We start from the raw sequence: 22,826 nt of genomic DNA on the forward strand, positions 1-22,826 counted from the left end.
TGCTATTTTCCAGTCAAGCGAGGGCGTTAAGCATATTCGAAGTCAGCTTATCCGGGAGACGAAGATGAAGAAGGTTGCCGCGATCCTAGCCCTGTCGGCCTCAGCGCTCGGCCTGTCGGCAGGCGTGTCTTTTGCCGACTACACGCTGAACATCCTGCATTTCAACGATTGGCACAGCCGCATCGAAGGCAACAACAAATACGAGTCGACCTGTTCCGCCGACGAGGAGACCAAGGGCGAATGCATCGGCGGCGCCGGCCGGCTGATCACGGCGATCGCTGAGGAGCGCAAGAAGCTCGAAGGCCAGAACGTGCTGCTGCTCAATGCCGGCGACAGCTTCCAAGGATCGCTGTTCTACATCACCTACAAGGGTGCGGCGGAAGAGGAATTCCTCAATCAGATCAAGCCCGACGCCGTGACGCTCGGCAACCACGAATTCGACGACGGCGAGACCGCTCTGGTGCCTTATCTCGACAAGGCCAAATTCCCGATCGTCAGCGCCAATGTCGTGCCCAACGACAAGTCCGGCGCCAAGGACAAGATCAAGCCGTCGATCGTCGTCGAGGTCGGCGGCCAGAAGATCGGCATCGTTGGCGCCGTCACCAACGACACGCCGGAACTCGCCTCGCCGGGTCCGAACATCGCCATCACGGACGACGTCAAGGCGATCACCGCCGAGGTCGAGAAGCTGAAGGCGCAAGGCATCAACAAGATCATCGCGGTTACCCATATCGGCTACCGGCGCGAGCGCGACGTCATCGCCAAGATCCCGGGCATCGACGTGGTGGTCGGCGGCCACAGCCACACGCTTCTGTCGAACACCGATCCGAAAGCCGAGGGACCGTACCCGACGATGGTCGACAACCCCGACGGCTCCAAGGTGCCGGTGGTGCAGGCCGCGTCCTATTCGAAATATCTCGGCGAGTTCAAGGTCGTGTTCGACGACAACGGCGTCGTCAAGGAAGCCAGCGGCGCCCCGATCCATCTCGACAAGTCGATCACGCCCGATCCCGCTGTGCTCGCCCGCATCAAGGAGCTGGGCGCGCCGATCGAGGCGCTGAAGAACAAGGAGGTGGCCGAGACCACCAGGGCGCTCGACGGCAGCCGCGAGAATTGCCGCGCGCGCGAATGCGAGATGGGCAATCTTGTCTCCGACGCCATCCTCGACCGCACCAAGGGCCAGGGCGTCGAAATTGTCATCTCGAACGGTGGCGGCCTGCGCGCCTCGATCGACCAGGGGACGGTGACCATGGGCGAGGTGCTGACCGTGCTGCCCTTCCAGAACACGCTGGCGACCTTCAAGATTTCCGGCAAGGACCTGGTTGCGGGCCTCGAAAGCGGTGTCAGCCAGGTCGAGGACGGCGCCGGCCGCTTCCCGCAGGTTGCCGGGTTGAAATATTCCTTTGACAAGTCGGTCGCGCCCAATGCCGGCCGCGTCAAATCGGTCGAAGTGATGGAGAACGGCGCCTGGGCGCCGATCAATCCCGACAAGCAGTACCTCGTCGCCACCAACAACTATGTCCGCCAGGGCGGCGACGGCTACAAGGTCTTCGCCGAGAAAGCGACGGACGCCTACGACTACGGCCCGGGCCTAGAACAGGTGGTGGCCGACTATCTCGGCGCGCATCGGCCCTACACGCCCAAGCTCGACGGCCGCATCACCGAGATTGCGGCAACGACGGCGGCGGCTGAGCCGGCCAGCAAGCCTGCGGAACCGGCAAAGCCTGCCGAGACCGCTCCCGCCGCCACCCAGGCGCCTGCGGCGGAGGCTGTAAAACCGGCCGAGGCTGCGCCGGCAAACAGCGAACCGGCGATGCCGGCCCTGCCTTCCGGCTCCAGCGACATTGCCGGCACGCCGCCGGCCGTTTCGGCTGAAACCGCTCCGGCCGCGCCTGCCGAAACCGCGAAGCCGGCTGAGACGGCGCCCGCGCCGCCGGCCGCGGAACCGGCAAAGCCTGCCGAGGCTGCCCCGGCAATCCCTGCTCCCGCCACCGAGCCGGCCAAGCCCGCTGAAGCGACGCCGGCAGAGACCAGCCACACCATCGCCGCCGGCGATACCTATTGGGACCTGGCCAAGAAAGCCTATGGCGACGCCACCAAGTGGAAGCTCATCTCCGAAGCCAACAAGGATTATAAGCCGCGTCGCCTGCCGCTCGGCGCGACGCTGACCATTCCGCCGGCCGCGAAGTAGCCAGTCATCCGGAACCCATGCCACCCGCTCGGGCGACCGGGCGGGTGTTCCTTTTTCAGGTCGTAACGCGGTAAGGTGCGGCCAGACGCGGCATTGAAACCCGGCAGGGCATCGCTAGTTTCGCGGCGCTACCGGAGACTGTTGATGACGCTTGCCAACCCCACCGACGCCAAAGCCGCAAAGGCCGTCGGTCCGCTGTCAGCCGACGCCGCGCCGGTCAGGCCAGGCAGGATCGGCATCATGCTGGTCAATCTTGGTACGCCCGATGGCACCGACTTCAAGCCGATGTGGCGCTACCTGCGGGAATTCCTTTCCGACCCGCGCGTTATCGAGCTTAACAAGGCGATCTGGTATCCGATCCTCTACGGGCTGGTGCTGACCACCCGGCCGAAGAAGTCCGGCGCCAACTACGCCCGTATCTGGAACCGGGAGATGAACGAGTCGCCGCTGCGCACGTTCACCCGCGCTCAAGGTCAGAAACTCGCCGCCGCACTGGCCGACCTGCCCGATGTGATGGTCGATTGGGCGATGCGCTACGGCAATCCCTCGACGGCAAGCGTCGTCCAAAGACTGGTCGAGCAGGGCTGCGAGCGCATCCTGACCTTCCCGCTCTATCCGCAATATTCGGCGACGACGACGGCGACGGCCAACGACCAATTGTTCCGCGCGCTGATGAAGATCAGGCACGCGCCGGCGATCCGCAGCGTGCCGCCCTATTATGACGAACCGGTCTATATCGACGCGCTTGCGCGTTCGATCGAGAAGCACATCGCGACGCTCGATTTCGTGCCGGACGTGGTGATCACGTCCTATCACGGCATCCCGAAACCCTATTCCGACAAGGGCGACCCTTACCGGGCGCACTGCCTGGAGACGACGCGGCTGCTGCGGGCAAGGCTCGGCTGGGACGAGAACAAGCTCCTAACCACCTTCCAGTCGCGTTTCGGCGCGCAGGAATGGCTGCAGCCCTATACCGACATCACGGTCGAGAAACTGGCCAAGGATGGCGTGAAATCGATCGCCATCGTCAATCCGGGCTTCTCCGTCGACTGCATCGAGACGCTGGATGAGATCGGCCGCGAAGCGGCCGAAACCTTCCATCACGCCGGCGGCAAGAACTTCGCCCACATCCCCTGTCTCAACGACAGCGTCGAGGGCATGGCCGTAATCGAAGCACTGGTGCGGCGCGAGCTCTCCGGCTGGGTGTGACCGGCTTCATCGACAGGCTTGAAACCGGTGCGCAAAAGCCTTCGCTAACGATCACCTGATTGTAACGCTGCGGAAACACACTTAAGTGATTCCGTGAGGTCGCCGCCTTTGAGGGAGAAGCGAAATGAGCTTTAGCGGTTTCGATATTGCGATTATGGTTCTTGTTGCACTTGTCGTTTTGGTGCTTTTCAAGGGCATTCGGACAATACCCCAAGGCTACAACTATACGGTTGAGCGTTTTGGCCGTTATACCAAGACATTAAGCCCCGGTCTCAATCTCATCGTTCCGTTCATCGACCGCATCGGTGCCAAGATGAACATGATGGAGCAGGTGCTCGACGTTCCCAGTCAGGAAATCATCACCCGCGACAACGCCATCGTCGGCGTCGATGGGATCGCCTTCTTCCAGATACTCAATGCGGCGCAGGCTGCCTACCAGGTCTCCGGTCTGCAGAACGCCATCCTCAACCTCACCATGACCAACATCCGCACGGTGATGGGTTCGATGGACCTCGATGAGCTGCTGTCGAACCGCGACGCCATCAACGAGCGCCTGCTGCGTGTCGTCGATGAAGCCGCGCATCCATGGGGCATCAAGATCACCCGCGTCGAGATCAAGGACATCAATCCGCCGGCCAATCTCATCGAATCGATGGGGCGGCAGATGACGGCCGAGCGCAACAAGCGCGCGCAGATCCTGGCCGCCGAAGGTCTCAAGCAGTCGCAGATCCTCGAAGCCGAAGGCCGCAAGGAAGCCGCTTTCCGCGATGCCGAGGCACGCGAGCGCTCGGCCGAAGCCGAAGCCCGCGCCACGCAAGTCGTTTCGGAGGCGATTTCCAAGGGCGACGTCCAGGCCCTCAACTATTTCGTCGCGCAAAAATATACCGAGGCTCTGACCAGGATCGGCTCTGCCACGAACAGCAAGGTCGTGCTGATGCCGCTGGAGGCCTCGTCGCTGATCGGCACTCTCGGCGGCATCGGCGAGATCGCCAAGGAGGTCTTCAGGAACGAAGGCACGGCCGGCGCGCAAAGGCAGGCCGCCCGACCGCCGGTGGTTCGTCCGAGCGAGAATTGATGTCTTAAGGAGCGCGCTCATATGCTCGACCGCATTATTTCCGAACTGGGCCCGTGGAACTGGATGGTTCTGGGTATCGCCCTGCTCGTGATGGAAGTCGTTGCGCCGGGTATCTTCATGCTGTGGATCGGCATTGCCGCCCTGATCATCGGCGCCGTATCGCTGCTCATCTGGGACGCCGGGTTCTGGACTTGGCAAATCCAGATTCTCGCTTTCCTCGCACTATCGCTGGTCTCAGCCTATGTCGGGACGAAGCTGGTCGGCGGGCGGCAGGATCCAACCGACCAGCCGCTGCTCAATCGCCGCGGCGCCCAAATGATCGGCAAGATGGCGACCCTGGCCGAACCGATCAAGGACGGCCGTGGCCGTATCAAGCTAGGCGACACACTGTGGCGCGTCTCAGGCCCGGATCTGCCGGCCGGCACGCAGGTGCGCGTGACGGGAGCCGCCGATACTGATCTTGAGCTGACGGTCGAGGCGGTTTGAGCAGATGACCAGCCTCACCTGAATATCAATGCATCTTATGCCGCGCCGATGCGCAGCAGGTCGTGCAGATGCACCAATCCCACGGGCCGTCCACCCTCGACGACCATCAGGCTGGTGATGGCGGAAGTGTTGATCGTCTGAAGCGCCGTCGCCACCAGCGTGTCCGGACTTGCGGTCTTCGGCTTCTTCGTCATCACCTGATCGACGCTCATGGAAAGAAGGTCGCTGGCGATGTGGCGGCGGATGTCGCCATCGGTGATGATGCCGACCAGAGCGCCGTCGGCGCCGGTGATCGCCACGCAGCCGAAACCCTTCCGCGATAATTCCAGGATCGCCTCTCGCATGCCGGTGCCCGATGGCACCAGCGGCAGCCTTTCGCCGACATGCATGATCTCGCGCAGCTGGGTCAGATTGGCGCCGAGCTGTCCGCCAGGGTGGAAGGTGCGGAAATGATCCGGCGTGAAACCGCGCGCCTCGAGCAGCGCGATGGCAAGCGCATCGCCCATGACGAGTTGCAGCAAGGCAGACGTTGTGGGCGCCAGCCCATGCGGACAGGCCTCAGGCACGGCGGGCAGGAGCAGGACCACGTCCGCGGTCCGCGCCAGCGCCGAGTTCTCGCCGGACGTGATGGCGATCAGCGGGATGGAAAAACGTCTTGAATAGGCGACGATGCCCATCAATTCCTTGCTCTCGCCCGACCACGACATGGCGAGGATGGCGTCATCCTTGGCGATCATGCCGAGATCGCCGTGATTGGCCTCGGCCGGATGGACGAAAAAGGCTGGCGTGCCGGTCGAGGCAAGCGTCGCGGCGATCTTGGAGCCAATATGGCCGCTCTTGCCGACGCCGGTAACGATGACACGGCCCTCGATCCGCGCAATCAGATCTATGGCCGCAGCGAAGGGCGCGGCCAGCCCGTCCGCGAGCGCCGTGGCCAGCGCCGCCACACCGGCCTGCTCCGTCGCCACCGTTCTCAGCGCCGATTCGATCGCAGCCTGCCTGTCCGGCTGCTTTCTTTCTGGGGACCCCGCATGCATGGGCGAAGCGATTAGCGCTTTGCCGCGCCCCTGTCCAACAGAATTGCCTTAGCCTCCGATTGGAGGGGCTCTCAGGCGGCTCTTTCAACCGTCCGTTAACCATCCGCATTTACGGTTCGGTAAGTATGGCGCAACCGCGCCGCGCAAGCAGTGGTGACGATGTCCGGGGGCCAGCCTGAAACGAAAATCGGTCGGAAGGGCATTGCCGTTGCAGCACTGCTGCTGACGGCAAGCGCGCTTGCCTTGCTGCGCCCGGCGCCTGCGTTTTCGCAGGAAACCGAGCTGCGCGGCGAGGTCTCCGAATCGGCCATACTCGCCGACCAGCAGCGCAAGGCGAGGCAGTTGCGGGCGCAAGGGTCGCTGGGTCAGGCCCAGCCGGCCGCCGCGGCCGCCCAGGACACAGCACCGACGACCTACCAGCCGTCGAGCCCCGGCGGCGTTCCCGATGATGATCAGGCGGCAGGCGCGACCGACAGCATCTTCGACCAGCCGCAGGCGACAGACGATCCATTGGCCGTTACGACAAAGCCAGCAAAACCGCGCCGGCCCTCGACGGCGAATCGGCGTGCCGACACCAAGGCCGACGCCAAGGCGAATACCAAGACCGCCGACAAGAAGAAGGCCAAGAAGAAGGTAGGCGAGGCCACCGACGGCACGACCACCGCCGCGACCGCCGCCGCCGGCGGTCAGACCGACACCGCGGCGACCGACGACGGCAGCAACCGCCGCGCCGTCACCATCGACAGCGTCGACAAGCAGAAGCTCGACCCGGGCCAGGAACGCACCGGATCGATCGAAGGCCGGAAAGTCAAGCCGGAGGAGGATCCCTTCGCTGCTCCCGGGGTCAAGGTCGGCACCTTTGTCTTCCGGCCGACGCTCGAGCAAGGCTTCACCGCGACGTCGAATGCCGATTCCAGCAGCACAGGCAAATCCGCCGTTCTGTCCGAGACGGCGCTGCGTTTCACCGCGACCTCCGACTGGCGCGAGAATTCGGCTCTGATCACCGGCTACGGCCAGTTCCGCAACACCGTCTCGGGCGAAAAGATCAACGATGCGCGGGGCCGCATCGAAGGCCAGCTCAATGTCGATCTCGACAACGAGCTGCGCGCCATCGCCAAGCTCGGCTATGAGGCAGCGCCGGAATCGGCTTCCTCGCCGGACGCGATCGCCGGCGTCAACCAACAGCCGCTGCGCCAGACCCTGGATGGCAGCCTCGGTCTCGAAAAGAGTGTCGGCAAGATGCGTTACACGCTGACCGGCGCGGTCTCGCATGACTTCTATGGCGATGCCGAGCTCACCGACGGCACCACGATATCGCAGAAAGATCGCAACAATACGCTCTACACCGCCACTTTGCGCACCGGCTATGAGATCTCGCCGGCGCTCACGCCCTTCACGGAAGTCGAACTCGGCCGCAGGGTCTATGATCAGCGTCTCGATACCGACGGCTTTGAGCGCTCCTCGAAGCGGCTCGGCGCGCGCGCCGGCCTCGAGCTCGACATGGGCGAGAAGCTATCGGGCGAATTCTCCGTCGGCTGGTTGCGCGAGGCGATCGACGACAGCCGCCTTCCGGCAATCGCTGGGCCGTCCATCAATGCCGACCTCAAATGGTCGCCCGAGCGCGGCACCATCATCGGCCTCACCGGCAAGACCAGCGTCGAGACAACCACGACGGCCAACGAGAGCGGCGACATCCTCTACTCCGGACGTTTGACCGGCGAACGCCAGATCCGCGCCAATCTGACGGCGAACTCGGCGCTTGGCCTCGATTGGCGCGATTACACCGGCTCCGATGGCCACGACATGATCCTGAGCGCCGAGGCCGGGCTGACCTGGTGGCTGAACCGCTATGCCGGAGTTACCACCCGCGTCAGGACCGAGAAGCTGACCAGCAATCTGCCTGGACGCGACTACACGGCCAATAGCGTCTATCTCGGACTGAAGGTCCAGCGCTGACGCCTCTTCATTCTCGGAGCTGACGGCGGCGAAGTGAACGCCCGGACCCGACGGTGACGAAACGCTGTAGCCTAAAACGCCGCGCCGCGGCGCTCCGCCGGCCGCACCTCGTCGAGCAGCGTGCGGATGACGCCGGCCATGCTTGCGTTCATGTCGCTGCGCCACAGCGCGAAGGCGACATTGGCCTCGACGAAACCTTCCGGCGAGCCGCAATCGAAGGTGCGACCCTTGTAGTGATAGCCGTAGAAGGGCTGCTGTTTTTCCAGCTTCAGCATCGCATCGGTCAGCTGGATCTCGTTGCCGGCGCCGCGCTCCTGGCTTTCCAGGATGCCGAAGATTTCCGGCTGCAGGATGTAGCGGCCGTTGATGTAGAGGTTGGACGGCGCAGTGCCCTGTTTCGGCTTCTCCACCATGCCGGTGATGCGGAAGCCGTGATGCGCGTCCTCGCCGCGGCCGACAATGCCGTATTTATGCGCTTCCGCCGGGTCGCATTCCTGCACGGCGACGATGTTGTTGCCGGTCTCGGCATAGAGTTCGACCATACTCCTCATGCAGCTCTTTTCCGACTGCATGATCATGTCCGGCAGGAGCAGCGCGAAGGGTTCATCGCCGACCAATTCGCGGGCGCACCAGACGGCGTGGCCGAGGCCCATCGGCACCTGCTGGCGCGTGAAGCTGGTCTGTCCCGGCGCCGGCTGCAGCCGCTGCAGCCGGGCAAGCTGGTCGTCCTTGCCGCGCTGGGCGAGCGTGTCATAGAGCTCGAACTGCACGTCGAAATGGTCCTCGATGACCGCCTTGTTGCGCCCGGTGACGAAGATGAAATGCTCGATACCGGCCTCGCGCGCCTCGTCCACCACATACTGGATGACCGGCCGGTCGACGACGGTCAGCATTTCCTTCGGGATGGCCTTGGTGGCCGGAAGAAACCGCGTGCCGAGGCCGGCGACCGGGAAAACTGCCTTGCGAACGCGCTTCATGCTGACACCCCCTTCCGTTTCGGCCAATTATCCGCTCGGCGGCACGCTCCGCAATCCCCCCAATCATTTTCACGACGGAATCATTTTCACGCCGGAATGTTGGATTAACGGCGGGCGGTGAACGTAAGAGCTAAAAGCCGCGATACCTCTTTTCGTTCCCGGTGGCACCTATGGTAAACTAAATACTAACCCGGTTCGGCGTTGAATGATCCTTCCTGATTTGTCGAAGGAGGAAATGATGTCCGTTCGCAACACCGCGAGGCGCCTGACGGCATTGGCGACGGCCGCGGGCCTCGCGCTGGCCTTGTTGATGCCCGCCGGTCCCGCTTTCGCCGATGCCGGGTTCCGTCAGTGGGTCGCGGGCTTCCGCGCCACCGCGGTGGCCGGCGGCGTTTCGGGCGCCGTCTACGACCAGGCTATGAGAGGCATCGAGCCCGACCCGGTCGTGCTGGAAAAGGCCCGCACCCAGCCGGAATTCACCGCCCCCGCCTGGGATTATTTCGACAACCGCGTACATGACCAGTCGGTGGCCAACGGCCGGGCGATGGCGAAGAAATGGAAGCCTTGGCTCGATCGAATCGAGGCGCGGTTCGGTGTCGACCGCAATATCCTTCTGGCGATCTGGTCGATGGAATCGAATTATGGCGAGATCCTCAAGCGCGATGACATAATGCGCAATGTCATCCGTTCGCTTTCCACGCTCGCCTATGGCGACGCGAAGCGCTCGAAATATGCCCGCACTCAATTGATCGCGGCCTTGAAGATCCTGCAGACCGGCGACATCGACGAGAGCCATCTGATGGGCTCCTGGGCCGGCGCGATGGGTCAGACCCAATTCATTCCGACCAGCTATCAGCGCTATGCCGTCGACATGGACGGCAACGGCAGGCGCGACATCTGGAATTCGATCCCCGACGCGCTGGCGACCTCGGCCAATCTGCTCAAGAAGAACGGCTGGCAGGCCGGCAAGACCTGGGGCTATGAGGTCACTATCCCGGCCGGCAAACTGCCCGGCGGAGCAAAGACGATCGCCCAATGGCAGGCGCTCGGCCTCGTCAGGGCCAACGGCAAACCGTTCAGGAACTTGACCGACAAGGCGACGCTGAAAGTGCCGGACGGCCGGGGTGGACCCGCCTTCCTGATGATCAGGAATTTCTCTGTCATCAAAGCCTACAACAATGCCGACAAATACGCTTTGGCCGTCGGCCTGCTCGCCGATGAGATCGCCGGCGGCACCGGCCTTGTGCAGGACTGGCAGCGGCCCTTCACCAAGCTCAGCTTCGAAGAGCGGCAGGAATTGCAGAAGCGGCTTTCCGAGCACGGCTATTATGACGGCAAGTTCGACGGCAAGATCGGCGACGGCTCGAAGGCCGCCATCATGGCCTACCAGGCAAAGGTCGGCCTGACCCAGGATGGCTATCCAAGCCTGGAAGTGCTCAAATGGCTCCGCAAGCGGTAGAGCCTGCGGAAGCGCCAGGCGTCCTTTCAAAGACGGCACGGATGCTGTAGCGCTTCGGCTTGCGCATGACTTTGCCATGTCTGTCCGATCATGCGCCAAGGGATGGAGACGTGTTTGGTTTGGGTTGCGCGTAGCAGGCAGAGCATTCGCCGGGCGCCGATCCTGATTCTCGCCCTTGCGGTGCTTGTCGTCACTGCCGCCGGCGCTTTCCACGCCCCTGCGTTCGCGCAGGAGGAAAGCCGAGGCTGGTCGCTGCGCGACCTTCTGTTCCCGCGCCGCAGCGAACGCATCGAGCCCCCGATCGAAATTCAGAAGCCAAGGCCGAAACCGAAGAAGAAAGCCAAGCCGCGCCCGCCCGCGGAGCCGGAAACCCCGATCGTCGAGAAGACCAACGACGCCCGAGTCGTGCTGGTGGTCGGCGATTTTCTGGCGGGCGGGCTGGCCGAAGGCCTGGACACGGCCTTTGCCGACAATCCCGCCGTCAGGATCGTCGCCCGCGCCAACGGTTCGTCCGGCTTCGTTCGTGACGATGTCTACAATTGGCCAGCCCAGATAAAATCGCTGATCGAAACCGAGAAACCGGCGGCCGTGATCATCATGCTGGGTTCCAACGACCGCCAGCAGATGAAGGTCGGCGACGTGCGCGAGCAGCCGCGCTCGGAGAACTGGACTAAGGAGTATGAGCGCCGCACCGATGCCCTCGGCAAGGCCATGCAGGATACCAAGGTGCCGTTCCTGTGGGTCGGCATGCCGGCTTTCGGTGTGTCGAAGATGAACTCCGACATGCTTGCCTTCAACGACATCTATCACTCGGCCGCTGAGAAACACGGTGGCGAATTCGTAGATGTATGGGACGGCTTCGTCGACGAGAACGGCGCTTTCGTCACCTCCGGCCCGGACATTAACGGCCAGCCGGTTCGCCTGCGTTCCGACGACGGCATCAACGTCACCAAGGCCGGCAAGCGCAAGCTCGCTTTCTACACGGAAAAGCCGCTGGCAAAGATCCTCGGCCTGGCCGCGCCGGGGAGCGTCACGACCGTGTCGGCGCCGGCCGGCGCCCCGGTCGAAGCGTCGAAGCCGGCTTCCGCGCCTGTCATCGTCGACCGCACCGCGCCAATGCTGCTCGGCGACCCGGCGCTCGACGGCGGCACCGAACTGCTGGGCGCAGCGCAGCCGGCCAGGGCCGATCCGAATCTGCCTGGCGAAAAGCTGATCCAGGAAGGCAAGGCGCCGACCGCTTCGGCCGGCCGCGCCGACGATTTCTCCTGGCCGCCGAAGCCGGCAGCCGCGGCCGGCGCCGAGCCGGATCCAACGACGGCCATCAACCGCTAGAACAACTCAGGAAAGGTGCGCAGCGGTTTCCATCTGGAATTGCGGCATGCAGCATATCCAGACCGGGTGGAACAATGGCATTTTCCGCAATGGCAATATCCATGGCTGCGGTCATGACTGGGGGACAAGATGTCAGCGACCGGTTACGCGTTCATCGGGTTTACAGCCTGGGCGCTTTGCCTGCTTATCGTCATGGAAGTCGTGCGGACCTACCTGGTTGTGACGGGCCGTATCCCGGCAAATGGTTTCAGCCCCGATAACGCCGGCCTGTCGCCCTTTATGCAGCGACTTGCGCGGGCCCATGCAAATTGCATCGAAGGCCTACCCATATTCGGAAGTCTTATGGCTGTGGCGATCATGACCTCACGCGTTTCGATCACCGATTCTCTTGCATACTGGTTCCTCGCGGCCCGCATCGCGCAGTCGATCGTTCATTTGACGTCGACAAGCACAACTGCCGTTAAGGTTCGGTTTTCGGCGTTTGCGGTCCAGATGATCATCGGAGCCTATTGGGCCGCAGCGCTACTGGCGAGCTAGAACGAAGCCGGGAGAGCAAGTCTCCGCGAAGCTGAACCGCCCTCGAAACGCATCGACCCTCTTCAGCGCGGCAGTACCGTCGATCCCATCAATGCCTCATCGATCGAGCGCGCCGCCTGGCGGCCCTCGCGGATCGCCCAGACCACCAGCGACTGGCCGCGCCGCACGTCGCCTGCCGCATAGAGCTTGTCGACGCTGGTCCTGTAGTCGTGGTCGTTCGCCTCGACATTCTTCGAGCGGCGGCTGTCGGTGACGACCTTGATCTTGCCGTCGAGCTCTTTCATCAGGCTGTCGCTCGCAGGACCGGCAAAGCCGATGGCGATGAAGGCGAGATCGGCGCGAATGACGAACTCCGTGCCGGGGATCGGCTTGCGCTTGTCGTCGACCTCGCAGCAGCGCACACCGGTCAGTTGGCCGTCCTCGCCGATGAATTCGAGCGTCGCCACCTGGAATTCGCGCTCGGCCCCCTCGGCCTGCGAGGAGGACGTGCGCATCTTCGTCGCCCAGTACGGCCATACCGCCAGCTTGTCTTCCTTCTCCGGCGGCTGCGGGCGGATGTCGAGCTGCGTCACGCGCACCGCGCCCTGGCGGAAGGCGGTGCCGATGCAGTCGGACGCGGTGTCGCCGCCGCCGACCACGACGACATGCTGGCCGCCGGCGATGATCGGGTGCGAGGGCCAGGCCACCGACTGGATCGGCTCGCCGCCGACGCGGCGGTTCTGCTGCACGAGATATGGCATCGCGTCATAGACGCCGCTGAGGTCGCCGCCCGGAATGCCGGCCGGGCGCGGCGTTTCGGAACCGCCGCAATAGAGCACCGCGTCGAATTCCTCGATGAGATCGGCCACCTTCATGTCGACGCCGACATTGACGCCGCAATGGAAGGTCACGCCCTCGCCTTGCATCTGCTCGATGCGACGGTCGATATAGTGCTTCTCGATCTTGAAATCGGGGATGCCGTAGCGCATCAAACCGCCGGGGCGGCTCTCGCGCTCATAGACATGCACATCATGGCCGGCGCGACCGAGCTGCTGCGCTGCCGCCATGCCGGCCGGGCCGGAGCCGATGACGGCAACACGCTTGCCGGTCTTCTTCTCCGGCGGATAGGGCCGGATGTGGCCGGTTTCGTAGGCCTTGTCGGCGATCGCCTGCTCGACCGTCTTGATGGCGACCGGAATGTCCTCGAGGTTGAGCGTGCAGGCTTCCTCGCAAGGCGCCGGGCAGATGCGGCCGGTGAATTCCGGGAAATTGTTGGTCGAATGCAGGTTGCGGATCGCGCTGTCCCAATCGCCATTATAGACGAGATCGTTCCAGTCGGGGATCTGGTTGTGGATCGGGCAGCCGGTCGGCCCGTGGCAGTACGGGATGCCGCAATCCATGCAGCGCGCGGCCTGTTTCTCGACCTCTTTGTCCGACATCGGCAGCGTGAATTCGCGGAAATGCCGGATGCGGTCGGAGGCCGGCTGATACTTGTGCACCTGCCGGTCGATCTCGAGAAAGCCTGTTACCTTGCCCATAGTCCAGTCCCTGCTGTCCGAAGGCACGCTTTTTGTCGCGCACCCGTTAACCCCTTAAGGCTGCCATGGCAACCGCACCTTATTGGAGCATGACCTTCGCCGAAAACCGGTTCCCACTTTTTCGGGGTCATGCTCGCGGGGTCAGGATTGTTGGTGAGGATGCCGGCCGGGAAGTCATCTCCCCGGCCCGTGCCCGAAGCCTACTCCGCCGCCACGCTCATGCGCATGCGTTCCATCTCGATCAGCGCGCGGCGATATTCGACCGGCATGATCTTTCGGAATTTCGGCCGGAAATTCTGCCAGTTGTCGAGGATCTCGCGGCCGCGCACCGAACCGGTGAAATGCACGTGGTTCGAGATGAGCTGATAGAGCCGTTCCTCGTCATGGCTGGTCATGTCGCCCGACACGTCGACGCGGCCCTTGTGGTCGAGGTCGCCGCCGTGATGGAGCAGCTTCTCCATCAGGTCGTCCTCTTCCGGTACCGGCTCGAGCTCGACCATCGCCATGTTGCAGCGTTCGGCGAAATCGCCCTTCTCGTCCAACACATAGGCGACGCCGCCCGACATGCCGGCCGCGAAGTTGCGGCCGGTCTTGCCGAGCACGACCACGATGCCGCCGGTCATGTATTCGCAGCCATGATCGCCGACGCCTTCGACGACGGCGGCCACGCCGGAATTGCGCACGGCGAAACGCTCGCCGGCGACGCCGGCGAAATAGGCCTCGCCCTCGGTGGCGCCGTAAAGCACCGTGTTGCCGACGATGATCGAGTCAGCCGCGACGATCTTGGCTTCGTCCGGCGGGCGGATGACGATGCGGCCGCCCGACAGGCCCTTCCCGACATAGTCGTTGCCGGCGCCGACGAGCTCGAACGATACGCCGCGCGCCAGGAAGGCGCCGAAGGACTGGCCGGCGGTGCCGGTGAGCTTGACCTTGATCGTGTCCTCGCGCAGGCCCTTGTGCTTGAACCGCTTGGCGACTTCACCCGACAGCATGGCGCCGACAGAGCGGTCGACATTGCGGATCGGCAGCTCGATGGTCACGGGCTGCTTGGCATCCAGCGCCGGCTTCGCCAGTTCGATCAGCTGGCGGTCGAGCACGTCGTCGATCGGATGCTTCTGCCGTTCGGTCCAGTGCAGCGCCTCATGCGGCGCGTCCGGCTTGAAGAACATCTTCGAGAAGTCGAGCCCACGCGCCTTCCAGTGCTGGATGACATCGCGCTTTTCCAGGAGATCGGTGTCGCCGATGATCTGGTCGATATGGGTGAAACCCATGTCGGCAAGCAGCGCCCGCACCTCTTCCGCTATGTAGAAGAAGAAATTGATGACGTGCTCGGGCGTGCCCTTGAAGCGCTTGCGCAGCACCGGGTCCTGCGTCGCCACGCCGACGGGGCAGGTGTTCAAGTGGCACTTGCGCATCATGATGCAGCCGGCCGCGATCAGCGGTGCGGTCGAGAAGCCGAACTCGTCGGCGCCGAGCAGCGCGCCGATGATGACGTCGCGCCCGGTGCGCAGGCCGCCATCGACCTGCAGCGCAACACGCGAACGCAAGCCGTTGAGCACCAGCGTCTGATGTGTTTCGGCGAGGCCCATTTCCCACGGGCTGCCGGCATGCTTGAGCGAGGTCAGCGGCGAAGCGCCGGTGCCGCCGTCATAGCCGGAGATGGTGATATGGTCGGCGCGCGCCTTGGCGACACCCGCCGCGACCGTGCCGACCCCGACCTCCGACACCAGCTTGACCGAGACGTCGGCCGCCGGATTGACGTTCTTCAGATCGTAGATCAGCTGCGCCAGATCCTCGATCGAATAGATGTCGTGATGCGGCGGCGGCGAGATCAGGCCGACGCCGGGCGTCGAGTGCCTGACCTTGGCGATGGTGGCATCGACCTTGTGTCCGGGCAGCTGGCCGCCCTCGCCGGGCTTGGCGCCCTGCGCAACCTTGATCTGCATGACGTCGGAATTGACCAGATATTCCGCCGTGACGCCGAAGCGGCCCGAAGCGACCTGCTTGATCGCCGAGCGTTCTGGGTTCTTGCCGCCGCCGGGCAGCGGCAGATAGCGGTCGGCCTCTTCGCCGCCCTCGCCAGTGTTCGACTTGCCGCCGATGGCGTTCATGGCGCGCGCCAGCGTGGTGTGCGCCTCCCTGGAGATCGAGCCGAATGACATCGCCCCGGTGGAGAAGCGCTTGACGATCTCGGCCGCCGGCATGACGTCTTCGAGCGCGACCTTCTCGCGGCCGGTCTCTTCCGCTGTTCTGATCTTGAACAGGCCCCGGATCGTCTGCGCCCTGGCCGTCGCACTGTCGATCTGCGCCGAATACTCCTTGAACGTGTCCCAGGAGCCCTGCCGCACGGCGTGCTGCAGGCTGGCCACCGCATCGGGCGACCACATATGCGCCTCGCCGCGCATGCGGAACATGTATTCGCCGCCGACCTCGAGATTGTTGCGCAGCACCGGATCGCTGCCGAAGGCATCGCTGTGGCGGCTGAGCGTCTCGGTGGCGATCTCGTCCAGGCCGACGCCTTCGATCAGCGTCGCCGTGCCGGTGAAATACTTCTCGACGAAATCAGACTTCAGCCCGATGGCGTCGAAAATCTGCGCGCCGCAATAGGACTGGTAGGTCGAGATGCCCATCTTGGACATCACCTTGAGGATGCCCTTGCCGATCGACTTGATGTAGCGCGAGACCACCTCGTATTCGTCGACCTCTTCCGGCAGCTCGCCGCGCTTGTGCATGTCGAGCAGCGTGTCGAAGGCGAGATAGGGATTGATTGCCTCGGCGCCGTAGCCTGCCAGGCAGCAGAAATGATGCACCTCGCGCGGCTCGCCGGATTCCACCACGAGGCCGACCGCGGTGCGCAGGCCCTTGCGGATCAGGTGATGATGCACGGCCGCCGTCGCCAGCAGCGATGGGATGGCGATGCGGTCCGGGCCGACCTGGCGGTCGGACAGGATGATGATGTTGTAGCCGCCGGCGACCGCCGCCTCCGCGCGCTCGCAGAGCCGGTCGATGGCGCCTTGCATGCCGGCGGCGCCCTCGTTCGAGCCGTAGGTGATGTCGATCGTCTTGGTGTCGAAACGGTCCTCGGTGTGGCCGATCGAGCGGATCTTCTCCAGATCGCCATTGGTCAGGATCGGCTGGCGCACTTCGAGCCGCTTGCGGCGCGACGTGCCGACGAGGTCGAAGATGTTGGGCCGCGGTCCGATGAACGATACCAGGCTCATCACCAGTTCCTCGCGGATCGGGTCGATCGGCGGGTTGGTGACCTGGGCGAAGTTCTGCTTGAAATAGGTGTAGAGCAGCTTCGACTTGTCCGACATCGCCGAGATCGGCGTGTCGGTGCCCATCGAACCCACCGCTTCCTGGCCGGTGGTGGCCATCGGCGCCATCAGAAGCTTGGTGTCTTCCTGCGTGTAACCGAAGGACTGCTGGCGATCGAGCAGGCCGACATCCTTGCGCAGCGCGCGCGGCTCGACCGGCTTCAGGTCTTCGAGGATCAGCTGCGTGTTGGCGAGCCAGGTCTTGTAGGGATGCCTGGTCGCGATCTCCGACTTGATCTCCTCGTCGGAGACGATGCGGCCCTTGGCGAGGTCGATCAGCAGCATGCGGCCGGGCTGCAGCCGCCACTTCTGCACGATCTTTTCCTCCGGCACCGGCAGCGCGCCGGCTTCCGATGCCATGATGACGCGGTCGTCGTCGGTGACGATATAGCGCGCCGGGCGCAGACCGTTGCGGTCGAGCGTGGCGCCGATCTGGCGGCCGTCGGTGAACACCACCGCAGCAGGCCCGTCCCACGGCTCCATAAGCGCCGCATGGTACTCGTAGAAAGCCTTGCGATCGGCATCCATGAGCTTGTTGCCGGCCCAGGCTTCCGGGATCAGCATCATCATGGCGTGGGTAAGCGAATAGCCGCCCTGGAACAGGAACTCGAGCGCGTTGTCGAAGCACGCCGTGTCCGACTGGCCCTCATAGGAAATCGGCCACAGCTTCGAGATGTTGTTGCCGAACAGCTCGGAATCGACCGAGGCCTGGCGCGCCGCCATCCAGTTGTTGTTGCCGCGCACAGTGTTGATCTCCCCGTTATGCGCGACCATGCGATAGGGGTGCGCAAGCTTCCACGACGGGAAGGTGTTGGTCGAGAAGCGCTGGTGAACCAGGATCAGACCCGTTTCGAAGCGCGGATCCTTGAGGTCCTTGTAATAGGCGCCGACCTGATAGGCCAGGAACATGCCTTTGTAGACGATGGTGCGCGCCGACAGCGACACGCAATAGGCGCCGACATCCTTGTTGTCGTTCTCGGCATAGATGCGGCCCGAGATCACCTTGCGCAGCAGATAAAGCCGCGCCTCGTATTCCTCGTCGTCCGGAATGTCGGCCGTGCGGCCGATGAACACCTGCCGATGGAAGGGCTCCGACGCCACGATATCCGGCGCCTTCGACAGCGACGAATTGTCGACCGGCACGTCGCGGAAGCCGATGAGCGGCAGCCCTTCCGACTGCGCCGATTCGGCGATGATCTCTTCGATATGAGCGCGAAGTGCCGCGTCCTGCGGCATGAACCAGTGGCCGACGCCGTATTGACCGGCCGGCGGCAGTTCGACGCCCACGACCGCCATTTCTTCGCGGAAGAAAGCGTCCGGAATCTGCACCAGCACGCCAGCGCCGTCGCCGACCAGCGGATCGGCGCCGACGGCGCCGCGATGGGTGAGGTTTTCCAGCATCGCCAGACCGTCCTCGACGATCCCGTGCGACTTCACGCCCTTCATATTGGCGATGAAGCCGACGCCGCAGGCATCATGCTCGTTGCGCGGATCATAGAGGCCCTGCGCGGTCATGCCGTTGGCAGTTCGCAGCTCTTTGGCCGGGACGGTATTTTTAACGGCTGCCGCTTTCGTCTGCGCGGCCTGGCCGTTGATCGCAGATGGCGTCAGTTCCGTCATCGTCCTATCCTCCGTTCTCCACCTTGACCCCGACTGTCTCAGGGCGCTGGTTTGCCTTGGGAAGCGAGAGTGCTTCCCCTTCATCCTGCTGCACGTCTCGCGAAATCCATCGAACCATACGGCTATACGCCCGGTTCGCATCCGGTATCGTACAGGCCAGAGCCGGGCCGTCTACCCGCCGCTCGCGACAATGGCCGGAATGGCAGTGATGATACGCCAGTCCAGCCTGTTTTGTGCGACAAAATAAGACAGCACTACTGTCCTAAATTTTTTATGGCAGAAATCAGACAGCTGCACAAGACCGATTCACAAAAAACTTGGCCGAGCCGCGACACAAAATTTCGTGACGAGCGTCCGAAACGCAAGCTTTGATCCGGGTCTTTCGAGGCGACGCGCTGGCTTCACAGCTTTGCCGGCGATTGGCCCTTGCGCTTCGACCGCCGAAGCGGTCAAGTCCCGCCGCTTTTGCCAATCACGATATGGACCTCTCGATGTTCTTTGCATCCGACAACTGGGCCGGCGTCCACTCCGACATTTCGGCCAACCTGTCGCGCCATGCCGCCGGCACCGCTGTCGCTTATGGCGACGGCGATCTGGACCGCGCCGTCTATCGCCGCTTCAGCGAGATCTTCGATCGTGAGGTGCAGGTCTTCTTCGCCGCAACCGGCACCGCGGCCAACGCGCTTTCGATGGCGGCGTTGAACCGCATAGGGGGCATCGCGCTCTGCCATTCCGAGGCGCATATGAATGTCGACGAGTTCGGCGCGATGGGTTTCTATACCGGCGGCGCACGCATGGCGCCGGTGCCGGGACCGCTGGGGCGCATGAATCCGGAGGCTCTCGACCGGGCCATCAAGCGCTATTCGCAGGATCTGGCTCCAGCCGGCCAGCCGATGGCGGTCACCGTCACCCAGGCGACCGAGGTCGGCACGGTCTACAGCGTCGACGATGTCAGGGCGATCGCCGAGGTCAGCCGCCGCCATAAGCTGCCGCTGCACATGGACGGCGCGCGCTTCGCCAATGCGATTGCGGCGACCGGCGTCAGCCCGGCCGAAATGACCTGGAAGAGCGGTGTCGACATCATCTCCTTCGGCGGCACCAAGAATGGCTGCTGGATGGCCGACGCGGTGGTGATCCTCAATCCGGACGTCGGCAAGGATCTGCGCCTGCTGCGCCAGCGCGCCGGACAGACCTTCTCCAAAGCCCGCTTCATCTCGGCCCAGTTCGAGGCCTATCTCACCGACGATCTGTGGCTGCGTATGGCGAGGCAGGCCAATCAGATGGCGGCACACCTGGCTGAGACAATCGAGGACGCGCCGGTCGGCAAGCTCGCCTGGCTGCCTCAGGCCAATGAGGTGTTCGCCATCCTCACCCGCGAAACCGCCGACAAGCTGCAGGCAGCCGGCGCCAAATTCTACGAATGGGGCGTGCCGCAGGGTTTCGACGGCCATCTCGGCGACAAGGAAGCGATCTACCGCTTCGTCGCCAGCTTCGCGACGACGACGGAAGAGATCGACCGTCTCGGTCAGCTGCTCGCCTGAGTTCCCCGCCAAGACCAAGCCGCCTCTTGGCTCGACCATGCTGCTGGTCCGTCCGGCACCGAATGTGCTCGGCTTCTATGACGGCCGCGTCGATGGCGTCCGCATCTGGTCGGACGAGCCGAACTGGCTCGACGACGGCGCCTACACGCTCGGCATCTGCACCTATGCGATCGCCGACGGCTCGCAGGCGCTTGTCTACGACACGCACATCTCCCTGCCCCATGCCCGCTTCATCCGGCGGACCCTCGAGGGCGTGACCTCGATACGCGTCGTGCTCAGCCACTGGCATGACGACCATATCGCCGGCAACGAGGTGTTTAAGGATTGCGAGATCATCGCCAACCGCCTGACCGCCGCGGCGCTCGAACGCGGCCGGACTGATATCGAAGGCGGCAATCCGCCGATCAAGCCACTGGTGCTGCCCAACAGGACGTTCGACGGCAGCCTCCGCCTGACGGTGGGAGCGATCCCGATCGAACTGCGCCAGGTCGAAATCCACAGCCATGACGGCACGGTGCTGCTGATGCCCCACGCCGGCCTGCTTTTGGCGGGCGACACGCTGGAAGACTCCGTCACCTATGTCTCGGAACCGGAACGCCTGAGCGAACATCTGGTCGAACTCGAGCGCATGGCCGGCTGGCAGTTCGACCGGATCCTGCCCAATCACGGTTCCTTGCCGGCAATCGAAGCAGGCGGCTATGACAGAAGCCTCATCGCCGCCACACAGGCCTATATCCGAAAGCTGCTTGCCTGCCGGCATGATCCGGACCTGGCAAGACAGGACCTGAAGTCTTTCGGCGCCGATATGTTCGCCGCGACGGCCGCCGAACATTTCGCGCCATACGAAGCCGTTCACCGGCAGAACGTCGCAGCTGTTCTCGCGGCAAAAGCCGATCGCTAGGCGAGGAAAGGCCGCAGCAACAGCTCGACGCCGAGCAGGATCAGAAAAACCAGGAACCAGCGGCGGAAAGTAGCCGGACTGATCTTCTGGCGCAGCACCTGCCCCAGCCACATGCCGAGCAAGGCCGGCAGCACCGCAAGCGAGGACGTCGCCAGATGTCCGGCGTCGAACGCGCCATGCGAGGCGAGACCCAGCGCCAGGGCGATCGTCGACACGGTGAAGGAAAGACCGAGCGCCTGGATGAGATCGTCGCGGCTCAAGCCGAGCGCCTGGATATAAGGAACGGCAGGCACCACGAAGACACCGGTGCCGCCGGTGACCAGGCCGGTGAGGAAGCCCACGGCCGGCGAAGACCAGCGCTCTGTCCTCTCTGGAACCGACGGCTGCCGCGCCGCCAATGTATAGGCAGCGTAAAGAATGAGCGCCGCGCCGAGACCTGCCGTCGTCCATTTGACGTTGTCGCTGGCGAGCAGCCGAGCGCCGATGATCGTGCCGGCGAGAATGCCTGCCATCATCAGCCAGAGCCGGCGCAGGATCGCGGAAAAACTCGGGCCGGCGAAAAGCTGCCAGACATTGGTGACGAAGGACGGAACGATGAGCAGCGAGGCGGCTGTCACCGGCGGCATGATCGTGCCCAGGAGGCCCGTGGCCAGTGTCGGCAGGCCCATGCCGGTAACGCCCTTGGCTATACCGGCGAGCAGGAAAGTGATTGCGACGGTGGCCGTCAACAGCAGGGAAAAATCGGACATGGTCCTTCATGATCCGCCGCTGCATGCTTCAAAAGAGCCAGAAAGGCTTGTTGCCGGTGGCACAATAAAAAGCGGCGCCTCGCGGCGCCGCTTTCGTCTCGGGAGGAGACTGGTATTACGGATGGACCCCGCGGATTACGCGGCGGCCTTGGCCTCGATCTGCTTGGCCTTGTCCGAGGACGAGGTGATAGCGATCTTGCGCGGCTTCAGCTCCTCGGGAATGTTGCGCTTGAGGTCAACGAAGAGCAGGCCATTCTTCAGCGTGGCGCCTTCCACTTCGACGTGGTCGGCGAGCTGGAAGCGGCGCTCGAAGGACCTCGAGGCGATGCCGCGATAAAGCAGCTCCGAACCCTCGCTGTTGTTCTCTTCCTTGCGCTCGCCCTTGACGGTCAGCACGTTGCGATGGGCTTCGATCGAAATTTCGTCTTCCGAGAAGCCGGCAACGGCCATCGAGATGCGATAGGCGTTCTCGCCGGTGCGCTCGATGTTATAGGGCGGATAGGTCTGCGCGGTCTCGGGCTGGCCCAGCGAATCGAGCATGGTGAACAGCCGGTCGAAGCCGACGGTCGAACGATAAAGCGGGGAAAAATCAACGTGACGCATAAGGTGTTCTCCTGTTGAGCAACATGGTTTGCGTATGACCCGGTGCGAAACCCTCGCAAGGCGTTCCGGATAGGCCAGCGGCCCCGACAATCGGCGGCCGCAACCTTCATTTGGGAAGCTCAAAAAGCCATTTCAAGGCTTTCATGGCGGTCGCAATGCAGCCACGTTGATGAATGGTGGATGAACCACGGTTTCGGCATCCGTTCAGCCAGGCGTCGCTATGCTTTGGTCAAGCTCGAGCAATTCCGGGAAAAGCGCGAAGCGGTTTCCGTCCGGAATTGCCTCAAGACAGAGAGACAAGCGGCGCCTTCACCTGCGC

Annotated in this window: 16 protein-coding genes; 10 read left to right on the top strand and 6 right to left on the bottom strand. The window is 63.6% G+C overall.

Translation table 11 applies throughout. The features are described from left to right. The first annotated feature begins 64 nt into the window (after positions 1-64). The 4 genes from O7A05_RS11695 (at position 65) to O7A05_RS11710 (ending at position 4,961) form a co-directional block, all read left to right on the top strand. Positions 65-2,191: a 5'-nucleotidase C-terminal domain-containing protein gene (locus O7A05_RS11695; protein WP_337093246.1), complete on the top strand. Its 2,127-nt coding sequence runs from the start codon at positions 65-67 to the stop codon at positions 2,189-2,191. A gap of 144 nt (positions 2,192-2,335) precedes the next feature. Continuing rightward, positions 2,336-3,400, top strand: coding sequence for a ferrochelatase (hemH, locus tag O7A05_RS11700; RefSeq protein WP_337093247.1), 1,065 nt, complete (start codon positions 2,336-2,338; stop codon positions 3,398-3,400). A gap of 124 nt (positions 3,401-3,524) precedes the next feature. Continuing rightward, positions 3,525-4,475, top strand: a complete 951-nt coding sequence (locus O7A05_RS11705) for an SPFH domain-containing protein (RefSeq protein WP_224514556.1) — start codon at positions 3,525-3,527, stop codon at positions 4,473-4,475. A 21-nt stretch (positions 4,476-4,496) separates the two neighbouring features. Then, entirely contained in the window at positions 4,497-4,961 is a 465-nt protein-coding gene (locus tag O7A05_RS11710) for an NfeD family protein (RefSeq protein ID WP_337093248.1), read from the top strand. A gap of 35 nt (positions 4,962-4,996) precedes the next feature. Here O7A05_RS11710 and O7A05_RS11715 read toward each other — a convergent pair whose 3' ends face one another. Continuing rightward, a complete protein-coding gene (locus O7A05_RS11715; protein ID WP_337093249.1) occupies positions 4,997-5,998 on the bottom strand; it encodes a KpsF/GutQ family sugar-phosphate isomerase in 1,002 nt (333 codons plus the stop codon). Between the two features lie 159 nt (positions 5,999-6,157). Here O7A05_RS11715 and O7A05_RS11720 point away from each other — a divergent pair, with 159 nt between their 5' ends. Further along, a complete protein-coding gene (locus tag O7A05_RS11720; protein ID WP_337093250.1) occupies positions 6,158-7,954 on the top strand; it encodes an outer membrane beta-barrel protein in 1,797 nt (598 codons plus the stop codon). A gap of 71 nt (positions 7,955-8,025) precedes the next feature. Here the strand turns inward: O7A05_RS11720 and galU are convergent, their stop codons facing one another. Next, positions 8,026-8,931, bottom strand: a complete 906-nt coding sequence (galU, locus tag O7A05_RS11725) for a UTP--glucose-1-phosphate uridylyltransferase GalU (RefSeq protein WP_337093251.1) — start codon at positions 8,929-8,931, stop codon at positions 8,026-8,028. A gap of 238 nt (positions 8,932-9,169) precedes the next feature. On the opposite strand from galU, the gene O7A05_RS11730 reads away from it, so the two are divergent. The 3 genes from O7A05_RS11730 to O7A05_RS11740 all read left to right on the top strand — a co-directional run bounded on the left by O7A05_RS11730 (position 9,170) and on the right by O7A05_RS11740 (position 12,259). Then, on the top strand, positions 9,170-10,390 hold the full coding sequence (locus O7A05_RS11730; RefSeq protein ID WP_337093253.1) for a lytic murein transglycosylase: 1,221 nt from the start codon (positions 9,170-9,172) through the stop codon (positions 10,388-10,390). 114 nt (positions 10,391-10,504) lie between these two features. Next, a complete protein-coding gene (locus O7A05_RS11735) occupies positions 10,505-11,722 on the top strand; it encodes an SGNH/GDSL hydrolase family protein (RefSeq protein ID WP_337093254.1) in 1,218 nt (405 codons plus the stop codon). 129 nt (positions 11,723-11,851) lie between these two features. Beyond that, on the top strand, positions 11,852-12,259 hold the full coding sequence (locus O7A05_RS11740; RefSeq protein ID WP_337093255.1) for an MAPEG family protein: 408 nt from the start codon (positions 11,852-11,854) through the stop codon (positions 12,257-12,259). Between the two features lie 62 nt (positions 12,260-12,321). Here the strand turns inward: O7A05_RS11740 and O7A05_RS11745 are convergent, their stop codons facing one another. After that, positions 12,322-13,776, bottom strand: a complete 1,455-nt coding sequence (locus tag O7A05_RS11745) for a glutamate synthase subunit beta (RefSeq protein ID WP_337093256.1) — start codon at positions 13,774-13,776, stop codon at positions 12,322-12,324. Positions 13,777-13,976: 200 nt separating this feature from the next. Continuing rightward, positions 13,977-18,713, bottom strand: coding sequence for a glutamate synthase large subunit (gltB, locus tag O7A05_RS11750; RefSeq protein WP_337093258.1), 4,737 nt, complete (start codon positions 18,711-18,713; stop codon positions 13,977-13,979). Between the two features lie 491 nt (positions 18,714-19,204). On the opposite strand from gltB, the gene O7A05_RS11755 reads away from it, so the two are divergent. Both O7A05_RS11755 and O7A05_RS11760 read left to right on the top strand, forming a co-directional pair. After that, positions 19,205-20,254 (top strand): threonine aldolase family protein, encoded by a 1,050-nt coding sequence (locus tag O7A05_RS11755; RefSeq protein ID WP_337093259.1) that lies wholly within the window; start codon positions 19,205-19,207, stop codon positions 20,252-20,254. 37 nt (positions 20,255-20,291) lie between these two features. Next, positions 20,292-21,155 carry an MBL fold metallo-hydrolase gene (locus O7A05_RS11760; RefSeq protein ID WP_337093260.1) on the top strand — a complete coding sequence of 288 codons (864 nt, stop codon included), beginning with the start codon at positions 20,292-20,294 and terminating at the stop codon, positions 21,153-21,155. Here the strand turns inward: O7A05_RS11760 and O7A05_RS11765 are convergent. Both O7A05_RS11765 and O7A05_RS11770 read right to left on the bottom strand, forming a co-directional pair. Then, positions 21,152-21,904, bottom strand: coding sequence for a sulfite exporter TauE/SafE family protein (locus O7A05_RS11765; protein WP_337093261.1), 753 nt, complete (start codon positions 21,902-21,904; stop codon positions 21,152-21,154). The two genes, O7A05_RS11760 and O7A05_RS11765, sit on opposite strands and share 4 nt — an antisense overlap. Before the next feature lie 135 nt (positions 21,905-22,039). Continuing rightward, on the bottom strand, positions 22,040-22,507 hold the full coding sequence (locus O7A05_RS11770; protein ID WP_040997220.1) for an Hsp20 family protein: 468 nt from the start codon (positions 22,505-22,507) through the stop codon (positions 22,040-22,042). Positions 22,508-22,826 lie beyond the last annotated feature (319 nt).

The sequence above is a fragment of the Mesorhizobium argentiipisi (SeqCode) genome, from assembly GCF_037179585.1.
GTDB lineage: Bacteria > Pseudomonadota > Alphaproteobacteria > Rhizobiales > Rhizobiaceae > Mesorhizobium > Mesorhizobium argentiipisi.

What these genes read in the sequence shown, in the direction of transcription:
- O7A05_RS11695 (WP_337093246.1), top strand. Translation starts at nt 65, where the DNA reads ATGAAGAAGGTTGCCGCGATCCTAGCCCTGTCGGCCTCAGCGCTCGGC.
- hemH (WP_337093247.1), top strand. Translation starts at nt 2,336, where the DNA reads ATGACGCTTGCCAACCCCACCGACGCCAAAGCCGCAAAGGCCGTCGGT.
- O7A05_RS11705 (WP_224514556.1), top strand. Translation starts at nt 3,525, where the DNA reads ATGAGCTTTAGCGGTTTCGATATTGCGATTATGGTTCTTGTTGCACTT.
- O7A05_RS11710 (WP_337093248.1), top strand. Translation starts at nt 4,497, where the DNA reads ATGCTCGACCGCATTATTTCCGAACTGGGCCCGTGGAACTGGATGGTT.
- O7A05_RS11715 (WP_337093249.1), bottom strand. Translation starts at nt 5,998, where the DNA reads ATGCATGCGGGGTCCCCAGAAAGAAAGCAGCCGGACAGGCAGGCTGCG.
- O7A05_RS11720 (WP_337093250.1), top strand. Translation starts at nt 6,158, where the DNA reads ATGTCCGGGGGCCAGCCTGAAACGAAAATCGGTCGGAAGGGCATTGCC.
- galU (WP_337093251.1), bottom strand. Translation starts at nt 8,931, where the DNA reads ATGAAGCGCGTTCGCAAGGCAGTTTTCCCGGTCGCCGGCCTCGGCACG.
- O7A05_RS11730 (WP_337093253.1), top strand. Translation starts at nt 9,170, where the DNA reads ATGTCCGTTCGCAACACCGCGAGGCGCCTGACGGCATTGGCGACGGCC.
- O7A05_RS11740 (WP_337093255.1), top strand. Translation starts at nt 11,852, where the DNA reads ATGTCAGCGACCGGTTACGCGTTCATCGGGTTTACAGCCTGGGCGCTT.
- O7A05_RS11745 (WP_337093256.1), bottom strand. Translation starts at nt 13,776, where the DNA reads ATGGGCAAGGTAACAGGCTTTCTCGAGATCGACCGGCAGGTGCACAAG.
- gltB (WP_337093258.1), bottom strand. Translation starts at nt 18,713, where the DNA reads ATGACGGAACTGACGCCATCTGCGATCAACGGCCAGGCCGCGCAGACG.
- O7A05_RS11755 (WP_337093259.1), top strand. Translation starts at nt 19,205, where the DNA reads ATGTTCTTTGCATCCGACAACTGGGCCGGCGTCCACTCCGACATTTCG.
- O7A05_RS11760 (WP_337093260.1), top strand. Translation starts at nt 20,292, where the DNA reads ATGCTGCTGGTCCGTCCGGCACCGAATGTGCTCGGCTTCTATGACGGC.
- O7A05_RS11765 (WP_337093261.1), bottom strand. Translation starts at nt 21,904, where the DNA reads ATGTCCGATTTTTCCCTGCTGTTGACGGCCACCGTCGCAATCACTTTC.
- O7A05_RS11770 (WP_040997220.1), bottom strand. Translation starts at nt 22,507, where the DNA reads ATGCGTCACGTTGATTTTTCCCCGCTTTATCGTTCGACCGTCGGCTTC.